The sequence below is a fragment of the Streptomyces sp. NPDC025833 genome (genome assembly GCF_055558055.1).
Genome location: NZ_JBVHNF010000001.1, coordinates 439,440 through 454,963, shown reverse-complemented (window position 1 = coordinate 454,963; position 15,524 = coordinate 439,440). Strand labels below are relative to the sequence as shown.

Genomic DNA, 15,524 nt, shown 5'->3' with positions numbered 1-15,524 from the left:
GGACAGCCTGCCGCCCGCACCCGCCGGGCACCTGAGTCGGGGGCTACTCAAGTCGCCCTGTATCAGGACCGGGTACCCGCGCTCTGGATGACGTGAGGATCGACGAGCAGGACCCGAAGACCCTGGAGCTGCCCTGGCCGTTCACCGGCCGGGACGAGGAACTCGAACCGGTGCGCGCCGCGCTGGCGGCCGGACGGCCCGGCATCGTGGTGACCGGCCCCGCGGGCCACGGCAAGACGCGGCTGGTCGCGGAGGCCGTCCGGGGCACGGACCACGTCCGGGTGACCGGCACGCCCGAGGCCCGGGACCTGCCGCTCGCGGCGTTCGCGCACCTGCTCCCCGACACCGTCTCGCTGCCCCGCGCGGTCCGGCTGCTGTCCGGCGTACGGGTCCTCGTCGTGGACGACGCCCAGCTCCTGGACGAGGCATCCGCCGCCCTGGTGCACCAGCTCGCCGTGCACGGGCGCACCCGTCTCGTCGTGACCACGACGGACGGCGGACCCGCGCCCGCGGCGGTGTCCCGGCTGTGGACCGGCGAGCTGCTGCCCCGGCTGGCCCTCGCCCCGCTGCCCCGCGAGGACACCGCCCGGCTGCTGACCGCCGCCGCCCTGGAACCGCTCACCGCGCGCCGGCTGCACGAGGCGTGCCGGGGCGATCTGCGGCTGCTGCGCGACCTCGTGACCGCGCTCGCCGGGTCCGGCCGGCTGGCGCCCGTCCCGGGCACCGGCGAACGGGCCTGGCGGGGCCCGCTGCCGGTCACCCCGGCCGTCCGGGAGCGGCTCGCCCCGGCCCTCGAGCGGTCCGGCCCCGGCGCGCGCGACGTCCTCGAACGGCTCGCGTTCGCCGAGCCCCTGCCCGTACCGCACGGCGAACTGGCGGCGGACGTGCTCGAACACCTGGAGGCGGACGGCCTGGTGGACGTCGACGACCGGGGAGGGATCACGCTCGCGCACCCGCTGCACGGCGCCGTGCTGCGCGCCGGCGCCGGCCGGCTGCGCGCCCGCAGGCTGGCCCGCGGCACCGATGCGCTCGGCCCCGCCCTCGCCGCCGAACAGCGGGACCTGGTACGGCGGATGGAGCGGTTCGACGTCCGGCCGGGGCCGGCGCCGGTGGGGGAGTGGCTGGTGGCGGAAGGCGCCCCGCTCCCCGCCGGTTACGCCGGGGTCCGGGCCCGGCTGGCGCGGCTGCGGGGCTGCCTGCGGGAGGCGGCGGCCTGGGCCCGGGAAGGGCTGCGGACGGTCCCGGAGGACGCCGCCTGCCGCAGGGAACTCCGGTTGGCGGAAGGTGAGTTGACCGAGGAGTCCGAGCCCGGTGATGTCCACGCGGCCTATGCGGCCGTACGCCTCGGCGCACCCGAACGGGCCGAGGGGCGGCTGCCGGCCGGCGGTGTGCTCGCCCGGCACGCGGACGCGCTGGCCCGCGGCGACGGGGCCGCGCTGGACCGGGCCGCGGAGGCCCTCGCCGAGCGCGGGTTCCTGCTGTACGCGGCGGAGGCACGGGCGCAGGCCGTGCGGGCCCACCGCGATCCGCGGGCCGCGCGGCACTCGCGGGTGCGGGCGCTGGCCCTCGCCCGGCGGTGCGAGGACGCCCGCACACCGGCCCTGGCGGGCCTGGTGCTCGGCGACCTCACCGTCCGCCAGCAGCAGATCGTCACCCTGGCGGCGGCCGGGCTGAGCAACCGGGAGATCGCCGAGCGCCTGACGCTGTCCGTGCGCACGGTCGGCAACCACCTGTACGGCGCCTACGCGCGGCTCGGCACGGGGGACCGGGGGGCCCTGCCCGCGCTGGTGCGGGAGCCGGAGCGGGTGACGGCGTAGGCGGCGCTCCACCGGGTCCCGCAGCCGCTCGCCGGCAGTGCCCGGCCGCCGGTGCAGTAGCCGCCGGTCCAGTGCCACGGCCCTCGCGGCGGGGCGCGGACCCGGTGCCCGCGGTGCTCGGGCGTCGGCAGTGGCTGGACGCGTCACCGGGCGGCCGGTGCCCCGGCGCGCCGGGCCCGCTCGGCCGGGCCGTGCCACGGGCCGGCGGACCGGGGCACGGCCGGTGTCCATCCGATCAGGTCGACGGCCGTCCCCCCGCCCCCGCCGCCCCGGCCGGCCTCACGCCGCGCCGAACGCCGCGAACGCCCAGCCCGTCGCCTGGTGCACCGCGTCGCCGGGCAGGGCCGCGCGGGCGTCCCGGAGGGCCTCGGCCAGCGAGAGGCCCGCGCCGAGGCCCTTGTGCAGGGCGAGCATCAGCGGCACCACCGCCGCGTCGTTGACCGGCGCGCTGCTCGCCACCACCCCGGCCGTGCCCAGCGGCAGCAGCGCCGCGACCAGGCCGAGCAGCTCGTCGGCGCCGACCGAGGCCAGGCGGGCGGTGTCGCAACTGGACAGGATGATCCGGTACGGGCTGCGCGCCAGCCGCTCGAAGTCGTGGACGATCAGCGGACCGTCGGCCATCCGCAGGGCGGAGAACAGGGGGCTGTCCGCGCGGAACGTGCCGTGCGCCGCCAGGTGCGCAAGCCCCGCGCCGTCCAGCTCCGCCAGCACCCGCGGCACCACGGCGTCCGCGCCCTCCAGGACCGTCGCCCTGCCGTACCGCCCGGCCAGCTCGGGCACCTCCGCGCCGCCGGTCGCCAGTCCCGGTCCGCGCACCAGCACCGGCCGGCCGTCCGGCGGCGGCGCCGTCTCCCGGGCCCGCAGCCAACTGCCCGCCGACGGCGACACGCTGAGCACCCGCTCCCGCAGCGCGGGCAGCAGCGCCCAGGGCACCCGGTGCAGCGCGCCCGGCGGCACGACCACCACCGGCCCCGAGCCGAGCCGCGGCGCCGCCCCCGCCAGCAGCAGCTCCTGGAGCCGCCGGCCCGCCGCCTCCACCAGCGGCAGCCGGGCCTCCGCCCCCGGGTGCGCCAGCCGGCGCAGCCCGGCCTGCACGTGCTCGGCCTCGGCCACCGCCTCCGCCAGCGGGCCGCCGGCGAACCGCCGTACCCGCCCCTGCCCGCACAGCAGCACGTGCACCCGGCCGTCGACCACGGCCAGTTCGACCAGCCGCACGTCACCGAGCCGTTCCAGCAGCCGGCTTATGTCGAGGCGGTCCCCGGCAGCGGCTGCGGACCCGCCGATGTGCCGGGTGCGGGAGCGGATCTCCCGTTCCAGGCGCCGCTGTTCGCGTTCGAGGGCCGGCACCGGGCGGCCGTCCATCCGGGCGGCCTCGGCCCGGGCCGCGATCTCCCGGTAGGCGGTCAGGCCGCTCAGCAGCGCCGGATCGTCGGGCGGCCGGGTCGGCGGCGCGGACAGTACGGTCGCCCGCCACCGCTCGCTCCAGCCCAGCAACCGCCGCGGGCCGCCCTGGGCCAGGCTCACCTCCTGCGCCAGGGCGGCCAGTTCCGCGCCCTGCCCGCTGGCGTGGGCGCGCAGCTCCGAGGCGCCCAGTGTCATCCGGTGGTCGTCCAGCACGTCCAGGCCGCGCCGGCACGCCTCCAGCACACCCCGCCGGGAACCGGCCGCCCGCGCCCGCAGCGCCTGCGCCGCCCAGCCGGTCACCCGGGCCTGCGCCGGCCCGCAGTGCCGGCTGCGGGCGGCCACCGCCAGGTGCCGTTCCGCGTCCGCCGTCCAGCCCAGCGCCAGCGCGATGCGGCCGGCCAGCAGTGACGCCTCCGGCGCGGCGGGCGAGCCGAAGGACGCCAGCCGCTCGGCGACCGCCGCCGCGTCCGCGACCATCCGCCCCGACCGGCGCCCGGCCGCCGTCCGCGCCTCGATCAGCACCAGCCGGGCGTGGGTCTCCCACCAGGTCCGGCGCTGCGCCGCGAACAGGCGGACGGCGACGGCGGCACGGGCGATCGCGGTGTGCGCGTCCCCCGCCGAGCGGGCGGCCCAGGAGGCGGCGAGCAGCAGCTCGGCCTTGCGGGTGGACTGTCCGCCGATCCGGTCCAGCAGCGCGATCGCCGCGTCCGCCTCGGCCAGCGCCTCCGGGGCGAGCCCCGCCGCCATCAGCACCTCGCAGCGCCGGATCGACAGGTTGTAGGTGGGCGTGCCCAGCTTGGCGTACCGCTCCTCGGCCTCGTCCAGCAGCCGCAGCGCCGCCGGCACGTCCCCGGAGCGGAACGCGGCGAGGCCCCGGCTCTCCACCGCGTCCGCCTTGTCGTGCTCCTGGCCGGTGGTGTCCCACAGCCGTTCCGCCGCCGTGAAGTCCGCGACCGCCCGGTCCACCGCGCCGAGCGCCAAGTGCACGGTGGCCCGCAGGGTCAGCGCCCGCGCGGTCCAGATGCCGTCGGCGGCCTGGCGCAGCACCGGCAGCGCCCGCCGCACGTCCTCCAGCGCCTCCCGGTGCCGGCCCAGCACCCACCACACGTAGGCCCGCCGGTACAGCACCCGGGCCCGGGTGTGCCCGCCGCCCCGGGCGACCCCCCGCTCGAAGGCGGCGAGCCCCTGCCGCGTGCGCCCCGCGTGCACCAGCGCGACCCCGAGCGTCGCCAGCACGTCGGCCTCCCGGTCGGCCGACTCGGCGCGCGCGGCCAGGTCCCGGGCCCGCCGCAGGTGCCGCAGCGCGACGCGCAGATCGCCGAAGTCCCGCTGCCAGATGCCGAGCACCTGGTGGGCCACGCTGGCGTGCAGCGGGGACGGGCCGGTGCGCAGCAGGTCCTCCGCGCGTGCCCGGGCCTCGCCGGGGTCGGCGAACACCAGGGGCAGCAGTTGGAGGACCGGCTCGCTTCCCGCTGTCACGACACGCATGGTAGTGGCCCGCTGTATCAGACGGCGGTCCGGTGGCTCTCACTGCCGTACACCGTCTTGAGGGGGAGAGACACATGGCACCACAGCGGTTCCACGAGCAGTTCCACCACATCCAGCGCTCCCTGCCGGACGTCCCGCTGGCCATGGGGCCGGACGCGTCCGCGGGATCCCTCCACGAGAAGGGCGTCGTCCTCGTCCGGGACGGCGCCGAGGCCCTGTTCGTCGAGGACGCCGTGCGCGCCCACTTCACCGAGACCGCCGGACTGGTCCCCGACCACGTGCGCCGCGTCGGCCCGCAGGCCGGCCGCACCGGCGTGACGCGGATCCGGGTCGGCGATCCCGCGGACGGCGAGGACACCGTGCCGCACGCCCTGCGCGCCGTACGGGAGGCCGAGGGCCGGCAGGGCCGCAGGCTGGCCGGACGCAACCACGTGGTGCACATCGCGGTCAACGCCTGCCCCGGCGACGAACCGGTCCCCGTCCCCCGCGGCGCGGGCGCCAACCCGGCGCCCGCGGACGGCACCTACGACCCCGCCACCGCCGTCGGCGTCCTCGTCGTCGACACCGGCCTGGTGCACGACCACCGCTCCTACCCGCTGCTCGCCCACACCACGGGCGACGTCCAGCTGACCGAGACCGACGCCGACGGGGTGCTCCGCCCGTACGTCGGCCACGGCACGTTCATCGCCGGTCTCCTCGCGGCCGTCGCGCCCAACACCGACATCACCGTCCGGGGCGTCCTCAACGACGCCGGCGCCGTCCTGGAGTCGGAGTTCGGCGCCCTCCTCTTCGACGCGGTCGACCGGGACGGCTGGCCGGACGTCATCAGCCTCTCCGCGGGCACCCCCGGCGCGGACACCGACGGCCTGCTCGGCCTGGACGCCTTCATGCGCGAACTGCGCGACCGGCACACCCTGCTGGTCGCCGCCGCCGGCAACAACGGCAGCGACGTGCCGTTCTGGCCCGCCGCCTACGCCGGCCTGCCGGAGTTCGCCGACTGCGTGCTGTCGGTCGGCGCCCTGCGCGCGGACGGCGACGGCGCGGCCTGCTTCAGCAACCACGGGCCCTGGGTACGCGTCCACGCCCCCGGCGAACGCCTCACCAGCGCCCTCACCGGATTCGCCACCCCCGTGCCGTACGTCTACCAGCACTCCACCTACGACGCCTGCCGGTTCGGCGCCGACTACCCCTGCACCTGCCGCTCCCCGCGCCACACCGGCGTGCTGAGCGAGGACCGGGAGAACACCGGCGCCAAACCGGACCAGGTGATGTTCGACGGCCTCGCGCAGTGGAGCGGCACCTCCTTCGCCACTCCGGTGGCCGCGGGCCTGGTCGCCGCCCGGATGACGGCGTACCGGGAACGCGCCCCGCGCAAGGCCGGCGCCGGACTGCTGGCGGCCACCACGGACCGGGCCGAGGTCCGCGGGGCGCGCGTCCCGGCACTCCGCCCACCCACCTGGCGCCCCGTCCCGGCCGCGGCCGCGGCGCTGCCCGCATGAGGCCCGGAACGCTCCGCCCCGCGGCGTACGATGTCGAGCCGTACACAAGGGGTGGAGTCGTGGACCGAACAGAGGTCGGCACGCTGGTCCGGTCCGCCGTCGACGGGGACGCCGCGGCCTGGAAGGCGCTGGTGGAAGGGATGAGTCCCCTGGTGTGGTCGGTGGTGCGCGCCCACCGGCTGCCGGACGCCGACGCGCACGAGGTCTACCAGACCGTGTGGTTCCGCTTCGCCCAGCACCTGGACCGGATCAGGGAACCCGACAAGACCGGTGCCTGGCTGGCGACCACGGCCCGGCACGAGTGCCTGAAGGTGCTCAGGGGCCTGGCGCGGCTGACCCTGACCGACGATCCGCGGGTGCTGGACCGGGCCAGCGAAGAGCGGACGCCCGAGGAGTCGCTGATCGACTCGGAGGAGGCGGCGGACCGGGCCGAGCGGGTCCGCCGCCTGTGGCAGGAGCTGGACGGACTGGGCGAGCGCTGCCGGCAGTTGCTGCGGGTGCTGATCGCCTCGCCGCCGCCGAGCTACGGGGAGATCTCGGCCGCCCTCGGTATCGCGGTCGGCAGCATCGGCCCGCTGCGCCAGCGCTGTCTGCGCCGGCTGCGGGCCCGGATGGACGGACGGGGTGCGGTGTGAACGGCGGTGACGGCGGGAGCGGGTGGCGGGGCCCGGGCGAGGACGTGTTCGCGGACGCGCTGCTGGAGGAGGAGCTGCGGCAGGCCGCCGCCGTCCTCGACCCGGTGCCGGCCGAGCTGGTGCAGACGGCCCTGGACGCCTTCGCGCTGCACGACCCGGCCGCCCGGCTCGCCGAGCTGGCCTTCGACTCCCTGGTGGACGCGCTGCCGGTCAGGGGCGCGGTGGAGGCGCCGCGCATGCTGACCTTCCGCGCGGGCGAGGTCACCGTCGACGTGGAGGTCACCGGGGACGGGCTGATCGGCCAGGTGTTGCCGCCCCGGCCGGTGCGGATCGAGGTGCTCGGCGGCCCGGGAGCGGCCCGCGCGGTCACCTCCGACAGCCTCGGCCGGTTCACCGGCGACCCGCCGCCGTCCGGCCCGTTCGCCCTGCGGCTGCGCACCGGCACGGAGGTGATCGTCACGGAGTGGCTGCGCGCCTGAGCCGCGGCCGCGGTGCCGGACCGGCTCCGCCCCGGCGCCCGCACGCCACCGTCTCACCGCACGCACGGGTGGCCGTCCCGCTTACGGCCCCTCGCGGCGCGGGGCGGCCACCGCACCGCGCGGCACCTGGCGAGCGGGCCGGCGCGGACCGGGCGGCGGCGTCCCCGTGCGGGAAGGGCCCGGGCGGGCGAGTGGGTGCGGCGGACACCGGACCCGGTCGGGCGCCGGCCCCGCACCCGGCCGTAGCGCACGCCGGAAGCGCGCGTGCGGGGCGCGTGCGGGGGCCGGGTCGCGCGGTACGGGGCCGGGCGGTGCGTGGCCGGGGCGGGCCGTGCGGGGGCCGTCAGGGCCGGCGCGGGGCGGTGGGGCTACACCGCGTCGACGAGCGTGGCCAGGGCGGCGGCCAGGCGGTCGAGGCCCGGTCCGGCGGGTCCGCCCGGCTCGGTCATGTAGGTGTCCCGCCGGATCTCCACCATCAGCGCGCGGACCCGGACGTCCGTGCCGTAAAACTCCAGCGGCACGTACGTCCCGGCGAAGGGGCTGTCCAGCCCCGTCGGCCCGCACCCGGCGAACGCCTCGCGGGCGGCCCCGGCCAGCTCGGGCGGGGTGTGGAAGGCGTCCGTGCCCAGGCACACCGGCGGGCGCGGCCCGCTCCCGTGCAGCTCGTAGGGGAGCGGCCGCGTCGGGTACGAGTGCACGTCGATGATCACGGCGCGGCCGGTCGCGGCCAGCCGTCCGGCCACCGCCTCGGTCATGGCCGCGGCGTACGGCCGGAAGAAGCGGGCCAGCAGCGGCTCCGGGTCGGTGTCCGCGGGCCGCAGTTCGGCCCGGTGCGTGGTCCGCGTGTAGACGGCGCCCATGCCGACGGCCGACATCTCCTCCCGCTCGTCCGGGAACCGCTCCGGGTCCACCACCAGCCGCGACATCCGGTTCACGAACCGCCAGGGCGTGAGCCCGGCCAGTGCGGCGGCACGCTCCGCGATCTCGGCGGTGTGCGCGTCGGTGATGTGGTCCAGTTCCCGCTCCAGGGCCGCGTCGTCCAGCACGATGCCGGCGCGCACCTGCGCGGGTATCGTCCGCGCCGAGTGCGGCACGTGCAGCAGCACGGGCGACCCGGCGGCCCCGGGCAGCAGGTCGAAGGAGGGGGCGGGATCGGTCACGGGCTGCTCCAGCGGTGTCTGCGGTGCCGTCGGGTCGGGGTACGGGAGGACGCCGTACCCGCCCAAGGTGTCACACGGCACTGACAACGGCGGACCGCGGCCGGTCCAGCAACTCCCGCACCAGCGCGCCCACCTGCTCCGACTCGATCAGGAACCCGTCGTGCCCGTACGGCGACTCCACCACCCGCAGCCGGTCCGCACCCGGGACGAGGGCGGCCAGCTCCCGCTGCTGGGCGAGCGGGTAGAGGCGGTCGGAGTCGACGCCGGCCACGAGGGCGGGCGCGGTCACCCGGGCGAGCGCCGCCCGCACCCCGCCCCGGCCCCGGCCGACGTCGTGGGCGTTCATCGCCTCGCTCAGCACGACGTAACTGCCCGCGTCGAAGCGGCGGACCAGCTTGGCGGCGTGGTGGTCCAGGTAGGACTCCACCCCGTACCGGCCGCCGCGCCACGGGTCCTCCGTGTCCTGCGGGAGCCGGCCGAACCGCGCCTGCAGCTCCGGCTCGCTGCGGTAGGTGACGTGGGCCAGCCGGCGGGCCAGGCCGAGACCGGCGTGCGGGCCGCGGCCGGTGCCGTGGTAGTCGCCGCCCTGCCAGTCGGGGTCGCCGCGGATGGCGCGCAACTGGACGGCCGCCCAGGCGATCTGCTCCGCGCCGGCCGCCGCCGTCGTCGCGAGCAGCAGCAGCGCGCCGGTCCGCCGCGGGTGGGACACCGCCCACTCCAGGGCCCGCATCCCGCCCATCGAGCCGCCCACCACGAGCGCCCAGCGGTCGATGCCGAGGTCGTCCGCGAGCCCGGCCTCCGCCGCGACCTGGTCGCGCTGGGTGAGGAACGGGAAGGCGCCGCCCCAGGGCCGCCCGCCGTCCGGGTGCGCGGAGGACGGCCCGGTGCTGCCCTGGCAGCCGCCGAGGACGTTCGGTGCCACGACGAACCAGCGGTCCGTGTCCAGGGCCCGGCCCGGGCCGACCAGCGCGTCCCACCAGCCGGGGCTGGGGTGGCCGGGCCCGGCGGGGCCGGCCGCGTGGCTGTCCCCGGTGAGCGCGTGCAGCACCAGCACGGCGTTGGACGCGTCCGAGGCGAGCCGCCCCCACGTCTCGAACGCCAGCCGCACGCCCGGCAGTTCACCGCCCGCCTCCAGCGGCAGCGGTTCCCGCGCGGTGTACCACTGCCGCCGCCCGGGCGGGTCCCCCTCCCGCCACGCCCCGGTGGCCGGCGGCAGGGGGACCCCGGAAGCCGCGACGGCGGTCACCTACGCGCCCTTGGCCGCGCGGAAGCCGGCCTCCAGGTCCGCCTTGAGGTCGTCGAGGTTCTCGATGCCCACCGAGAGCCGCACCAGGCCCGGCGCGGCGCCCGTCGAGGCGAGTTGGGCCTCGTCGAGCTGGCTGTGCGTGGTGGACGCCGGGTGGATGATCAGGCTGCGCACGTCGCCGATGTTGGCGAGGTGGCTGAACAGCTCGACGCCGTCCACGAACCGCCTGCCCGCCTCGATCCCGCCGCGCAGCTCGAAGGAGACGATGGCCCCGGCACCGCGCGGCAGGTACCGCTGCCCCGCCTCGTACCAGCGGCTGGACGGCAGCCCCGGGTAGTGGACGACGGAGACCTCGTCGCGTCCCTCCAGCCACTCGGCGAGGGCCTGCGCGTTGGCGGTGTGCCGCTCGATCCGCAGGCTCAGCGTCTCCACGCCCTGGAGGAGCAGGAACGCCGAGTGCGGCGCGAGGGCCGGGCCGAGGTCGCGCAGGAGCTGCACCCGCAGCTTGGCCGCGAAGGCACCCGGGCCGAGCGCGGGCCAGTACCGCAGGCCGTGGTAGCTCGGGTCCGGCTCGGTGAACTCCGGGAACCGGTCGGCGTGCGCGCCGAAGTCGAAGCCGCCGCCGTCCACGACGACGCCCGCGATCGCCGTGCCGTGCCCGCCGAGGAACTTGGTCGCCGAGTGCACGACGATGTCCGCGCCGTGCTCGATGGGCCGCAGCAGGTACGGCGTCGGCACCGTGTTGTCCACGATGAGCGGGACGCCCGCCGCGTGCGCCACGTCGGCGACCGCGCGTACGTCCAGCACGTTCCCGCGCGGATTGCCCAGGGACTCGGCGAACAGCGCCTTGGTGTCCGGCCGGATCGCCGCCCGCCAGGCGTCGGCGTCGTCCGGGTCGTCAACGAAGGACACCTCGATGCCCAGCCGGGGCAGCGTGTGCCGGAACAGGTTGTACGTGCCCCCGTACAGGGAGGAGCTGGACACGATGTGGTCGCCCGCGCCCGCCAGCGTCAGCACGGCCAGGGTCTCCGCCGCCTGCCCGGAGGACAGCGCCACCGCCGCCACACCGCCCTCCAGCGCGGCGATCCGCTGCTCGAAGACGTCCTGGGTGGGGTTGTGGATGCGGGTGTAGATGTTGCCGGGCTCGGCGAGCGAGAACAGGTCGGCCGCGTGCTGCGTGTCCCGGAAGACGAAGGACGTCGTCTGGTAGATCGGCGTGGCCCGCGCGCCGGTCACCGGGTCGGGCGCGGCACCCGCGTGGATCTGCTTCGTCTCGAAGGACCAGGCCGAGGTGTCGGGGCCGGCGGGGGACTCCTCGGGGGTGTGGCCGGCGGTGACGGAGTCGACGGGCTGGCTGCTCATGGTGCTCCTCGTGCGGGGGAGTGCGCTGACGTGCGACGAGGTAAGCACGCGGGGGCCGGGTCCGGCAGGCTGTCGCGGAACGTGACACGAGGACATCACACATGCGACATGTCGCCGCAATGTTCCGCGGACCCCCCTCCGCCCCGGCCGGGGTCCCGGCCGGGGCGGAGGGGGGTGCCACGGGGCGCCCGGGGCGCCGCGGGTACTAGGCCACGGAGGCCAGGATCTCGTTCCAGGTGGCCGACGGGCGCATGACCGCGTCCGCCTTGGCGGTGTCGACCCGGTAGTAGCCGCCGATGTCGGCCGGCTTGCCCTGGACGGCGATCAGCTCGTCCACGATCGCCCGCTCGTTGGCCGCGAGCGTCTCGGCGAGCGGCGCGAACGCCTTCGCGAGGTCGGCGTCGTCGGTCTGCCGGGCCAGCTCCTGCGCCCAGTACAGGGACAGGTAGAAGTGGCTGCCGCGGTTGTCGATGCCGCCGACGCGACGGGTCGGGGACTTGTCCTCGTCGAGGAAGGTCGCCGTGGCGCGGTCGAGGGTGTCGGCGAGGACCTTGGCGCGGGTGTTGCCGGTGGCCGCCGCGAGCTGCTCGAAGGACGGGACGAGCGCGAAGAACTCACCGAGGGAGTCCCAGCGCAGGTAGTCCTCCTTGACGAGCTGCTGGACGTGCTTGGGCGCGGAGCCGCCGGCGCCCGTCTCGAACAGGCCGCCGCCCGCCATCAGCGGGACGACCGACAGCATCTTGGCGCTGGTGCCCAGCTCAAGGATCGGGAAGAGGTCGGTCAGGTAGTCGCGCAGCACGTTGCCGGTCACCGAGATGGTGTTCTCGCCGCGGCGGATGCGCTCCACCGACAGCTTGGTGGCCTCGACCGGGGACAGGATCTTGATGTCCAGGCCCTCGGTGTCGTGCTCCGGCAGGTACTGCTCGACCTTGGCGATCAGGTTGGCGTCGTGGGCGCGGCCCTCGTCCAGCCAGAACACGGCCGGGTCGCCGGTGGCGCGGGCGCGGGTGACGGCCAGCTTGACCCAGTCGCGGATCGGGTCGTCCTTGGTCTGGCAGGCGCGGAAGATGTCGCCCTGCGCGACCGGCTGCTCGATCAGGACGTTGCCGGCCTGGTCGACCACGCGGACGGTGCCGGCGGCGGCGACCTCGAAGGTCTTGTCGTGGGAGCCGTACTCCTCGGCCTTCTGCGCCATCAGGCCGACGTTCGGCACCGAGCCCATGGTGGACGGGTCGTAGGCGCCGTTGGCCCGGCAGTCGTCGATGACGGCCTGGTAGACACCGGCGTAGGAGGAGTCCGGGATGACGGCGAGGGCGTCGTGCTCCTGGCCGTCGGGGCCCCACATGTGGCCGGAGGTGCGGATCATCGCCGGCATGGAGGCGTCGATGATGACGTCGGAGGGGACGTGCAGGTTGGTGATGCCCTTGTCCGAGTCGACCATCGCCAGGGCCGGGCCCTCGGCGATCTCGGCGTCGAAGGAGGCCTTGATCTCGGCGCCCTCGGGCAGCTTCTCCAGGCCCTTGAGGATGCCGCCGAGGCCGTCGTTCGGGGTGAGGCCGGCCGCCTTGAGGGTCTCGCCGTACTTCGCGAACGTCTTCGGGAAGAACGCGCGCACCACGTGACCGAAGATGATCGGGTCGGAGACCTTCATCATCGTGGCCTTCAGGTGCACGGAGAACAGGACGCCCTCCTGCTTGGCGCGGGCGACCTGCGCGGCGAGGAACCGCTCCAGCTCGGCGACGTGCAGGACCGAGGCGTCGACGACCTCGCCCGCCAGGACCGGCACGGACTCCTTGAGGACCGTGGCGGTGCCGTCCTCGGCGACCAGCTCGATCTTCAGCGTGCCGGCCTCGGAGATCACCACGGACTTCTCCGTGGAGCGGAAGTCGTTCTCGCCCATGGTCGCCACGTCGGTCTTGGACTCGGAGGTCCAGGCGCCCATGCGGTGCGGGTGGGTCTTGGCGTAGTTCTTCACCGAGGCGGGGGCGCGGCGGTCGGAGTTGCCCTCGCGCAGCACCGGGTTCACCGCGGAGCCCTTGATCTTGTCGTAGCGGGCGCGGATGTCGCGCTCCTCGTCGGACTTCGGGTCGTCCGGGTAGTCCGGCAGCGCGTAACCCTTGCCCTGGAGCTCGGCGACGGCGGCCTTGAGCTGCGGGATGGACGCCGAGATGTTCGGCAGCTTGATGATGTTGGCCGCCGGGGTCTTGGCCAGCTCGCCGAGCTCGGTCAGCGCGTCCGGGATGCGCTGGTCCTCGTTCAGGTACTCCGGGAAGACGGCGATGATCCGCCCGGCCAGCGAGATGTCGCGCGTCTCCACGGCCACACCCGCCTGCGAGGCGTACGCCCTGATCACCGGCAGGAAGGAATGCGTCGCCAGGGCGGGGGCTTCGTCTGTGTAGGTGTAGATGATGGTCGAGTCAGTCACCGGGTGCTCCGCTCCACGTCTGCAACATTGCTCGACATCAAGATATCTCGTGACCGGGGTCGGTTCGACAGGGGTCCTGGCCGGAAAACGCGCCACCGGTCATCTCCCGCGCGATCCAGCGGCAGATCACGTCGACCACGTACACGTGTTCGTCCCGGGTCAGCTCGCGCCCCTTGGGGATGCCGTGCAGGCGCAGCAGGCAGCTCCGGCAGCAGGTCCCGGTCGCGTGCTGGGCCACGAACACGGGGTGCCCGCGGTACGGGGTCTGCCTGCCGTCCTTGTACGGCTCGGCCGGTGCCAGCCGCCGGGCGATCAGGTCGTAGGCGTGCCACCGCAGGGTGGCCGGGCCCTTCAGCTCCGCCGTCGCCCGGTCCCGCCCGCGCAGGTGGAACCTCGCCCGGAACGGCTGCCGGGCGAGGGCGTCGAGCCGCCGGTCGAGCGAGCGGGGGTCGCGGGCGGGACCGGGGGAGCCGTCGGACGGCTGCCCGGGCGGGCCGGAGGGGGGCGTGGAGGACGAAGGGGTCATACCGCCTTCGAGCCTAACCGGTGCGCGCGGGTCCGTCCGTGGCCGCGGGTCCGGCAGCGCCGCTCGCCCCGGGGCTCCCCGCGCAGTGGCGTGGTGACGGGCCCGCCGGCCGCGCGCGGGCGCCGCTCCTCGGCCTCGATGCCGGTGAGGGTGCGGGCCGGGACCGGGCCGGTGGCCCGGCGGTCGCGCTGCCCGGCCGGCGGCACCTGCGTGCCCTGGCGGCCGCGTTCGTCGGGCAGGGCTTGGAGCGGACCGCGAGCGCCGGGACCGCGGCCGCCACGCGTGTGGCCAGGAAGACCGTCACCCACTGCTTCCCGTGCGAGGCGGACCCGGCCCCGACCACCATTAGGCGTTCACCGGCGGCCGCCGGTCCCGGGCCGCCGCCGCGCTGATCGCCGGTGCGGACCGGCCGCTCTTGCGGCGCTTTCGGCCCCGGCCGGGCGCACCGGCGACGAGAGCACGGCCGCCCTGCTCCCCGAGGCCAGGCCGACCGGCCGCCGCCCCGCCGCGACGGCGCCCCGGGCCGACTCCGGGGCCTGAGCGGGGTGGGACGCGCGGGACCGCCCACCGGGGTCGGGGGTCAGGCCGCCTCGGCCGTGCGCTCCCAGGGGCTCGGGCCCGTGCCCTGGTGCCAGGCCTCCAGGCCCTCGCCGTCGACGCAGACGATCCCGCACTGGAGGGCGTACTCCAGGGCCGGTGCGGTGAAGTCGCTCGTGGTGACGACCGCGGCGACGTCCGCCTCGTGGATGGTGAAGCAGGTGCCCCCGAAGCGCTGCATGTCCTGCGAGCCGACCTTGTTGGTGTCGCCGTACTGCTTGCACTGGATGACCAGCCGCCGCCCGTCCGGGGTGAGCGCGACGACGTCCGCGCCCAGGTCGCCCGCGCCCCCCACCACCTCCACGTCGAGGCAGCCGTGGTGCGCGCACAGGTCCGCCACGGCCTGCTCGAAACCGTAGGGGTCCAGCTCGGCGTAGCCGACCGGGACCGAGGCGACGGCCGGCTCCGCCGGCGGCGCGGGGTCCGCGTACCGCTCGCCCGGCGCGCCGGCCGCCGCGACCGGGCCGGCCGCCCGGCACGCCTGCGCGGCGGCCAGGCTGTCGGAGGCCGCCTCGGCGGCCTCCTCCAGCGCCAGGGTGGCCCGGCGCGCGTATCTCCCGGCGGAGAACCGGCGCCACCGGTGCCGGAACGCCAGCGCGGCGGCCACCCCGAGGACCGCCAGCACACCGGCCCAGAGCGGGCGGTGCTCGACCATGGCGGCCGCGGTGCGCGCCAGGAACGCGAGGACGCACAGCAGGATCGCGAGCAGGAGGAAGAACATCGCGGTGCTGCGCAGGTCGAAGCGCCGGCGGCGCTCCGACCGTCGAACCTGGCGCACGGATATGGTCATGCCGGCTTCCTCCCTGACGCGACGGCGAAGGTCTCCCTGCTACGGATGCCCAAGATCGCCGCCCGCTCCCAGGAGCAGCCCGCCCCCGCGCCCCAA

Annotated in this window: 11 protein-coding genes; 4 read left to right on the top strand and 7 right to left on the bottom strand. The window is 76.3% G+C overall.

Features of this window, described 5'->3' with window-relative positions; genetic code table 11:
- Positions 1-92: 92 nt before the first annotated feature.
- The gene (locus tag ACZ4K2_RS01940) at positions 93-1,817 is read left to right on the top strand and encodes a LuxR family transcriptional regulator AbsR2 (protein ID WP_467472382.1); all 1,725 of its coding nucleotides are present in this window, start codon (positions 93-95) and stop codon (positions 1,815-1,817) included.
- 279 nt (positions 1,818-2,096) lie between these two features.
- Here ACZ4K2_RS01940 and ACZ4K2_RS01935 read toward each other — a convergent pair whose 3' ends face one another.
- Positions 2,097-4,709, bottom strand: a complete 2,613-nt coding sequence (locus ACZ4K2_RS01935) for a CHAT domain-containing protein (RefSeq protein ID WP_467769937.1) — start codon at positions 4,707-4,709, stop codon at positions 2,097-2,099.
- 74 nt (positions 4,710-4,783) lie between these two features.
- Here ACZ4K2_RS01935 and ACZ4K2_RS01930 point away from each other — a divergent pair, with 74 nt between their 5' ends.
- Genes ACZ4K2_RS01930 through ACZ4K2_RS01920 form a run of 3 tightly spaced genes read left to right on the top strand, consistent with a single transcriptional unit; the run spans position 4,784 to position 7,322 of the window.
- A complete protein-coding gene (locus ACZ4K2_RS01930; protein WP_467472386.1) occupies positions 4,784-6,208 on the top strand; it encodes a S8/S53 family peptidase in 1,425 nt (474 codons plus the stop codon).
- Entirely contained in the window at positions 6,205-6,843 is a 639-nt protein-coding gene (locus tag ACZ4K2_RS01925) for an RNA polymerase sigma factor (protein ID WP_467472389.1), read from the top strand. The genes ACZ4K2_RS01930 and ACZ4K2_RS01925 overlap by 4 nt, the downstream gene beginning before the upstream one ends.
- Positions 6,840-7,322: a hypothetical protein gene (locus ACZ4K2_RS01920; protein WP_467472392.1), complete on the top strand. Its 483-nt coding sequence runs from the start codon at positions 6,840-6,842 to the stop codon at positions 7,320-7,322. The genes ACZ4K2_RS01925 and ACZ4K2_RS01920 overlap by 4 nt, the downstream gene beginning before the upstream one ends.
- Positions 7,323-7,690: 368 nt before the next feature.
- On the opposite strand, the gene ACZ4K2_RS01915 is transcribed toward ACZ4K2_RS01920, so the two are convergent.
- The 6 genes from ACZ4K2_RS01915 to ACZ4K2_RS01890 form a co-directional block, all read right to left on the bottom strand.
- Positions 7,691-8,482 (bottom strand): N-formylglutamate amidohydrolase, encoded by a 792-nt coding sequence (locus tag ACZ4K2_RS01915; RefSeq protein WP_467472395.1) that lies wholly within the window; start codon positions 8,480-8,482, stop codon positions 7,691-7,693.
- Between the two features lie 70 nt (positions 8,483-8,552).
- Positions 8,553-9,728: a homoserine O-acetyltransferase MetX gene (gene metX, locus ACZ4K2_RS01910; protein ID WP_467472398.1), complete on the bottom strand. Its 1,176-nt coding sequence runs from the start codon at positions 9,726-9,728 to the stop codon at positions 8,553-8,555.
- Positions 9,729-11,090 (bottom strand): bifunctional o-acetylhomoserine/o-acetylserine sulfhydrylase, encoded by a 1,362-nt coding sequence (locus tag ACZ4K2_RS01905; protein ID WP_467472401.1) that lies wholly within the window; start codon positions 11,088-11,090, stop codon positions 9,729-9,731.
- Between the two features lie 205 nt (positions 11,091-11,295).
- Positions 11,296-13,515 (bottom strand): NADP-dependent isocitrate dehydrogenase, encoded by a 2,220-nt coding sequence (locus tag ACZ4K2_RS01900; protein WP_467472404.1) that lies wholly within the window; start codon positions 13,513-13,515, stop codon positions 11,296-11,298.
- A gap of 37 nt (positions 13,516-13,552) precedes the next feature.
- Positions 13,553-14,041, bottom strand: a complete 489-nt coding sequence (locus ACZ4K2_RS01895) for a DUF4186 domain-containing protein (protein WP_467472407.1) — start codon at positions 14,039-14,041, stop codon at positions 13,553-13,555.
- Between the two features lie 580 nt (positions 14,042-14,621).
- Positions 14,622-15,428: a restriction endonuclease gene (locus tag ACZ4K2_RS01890; RefSeq protein WP_467472411.1), complete on the bottom strand. Its 807-nt coding sequence runs from the start codon at positions 15,426-15,428 to the stop codon at positions 14,622-14,624.
- Positions 15,429-15,524: the final 96 nt, after the last annotated feature.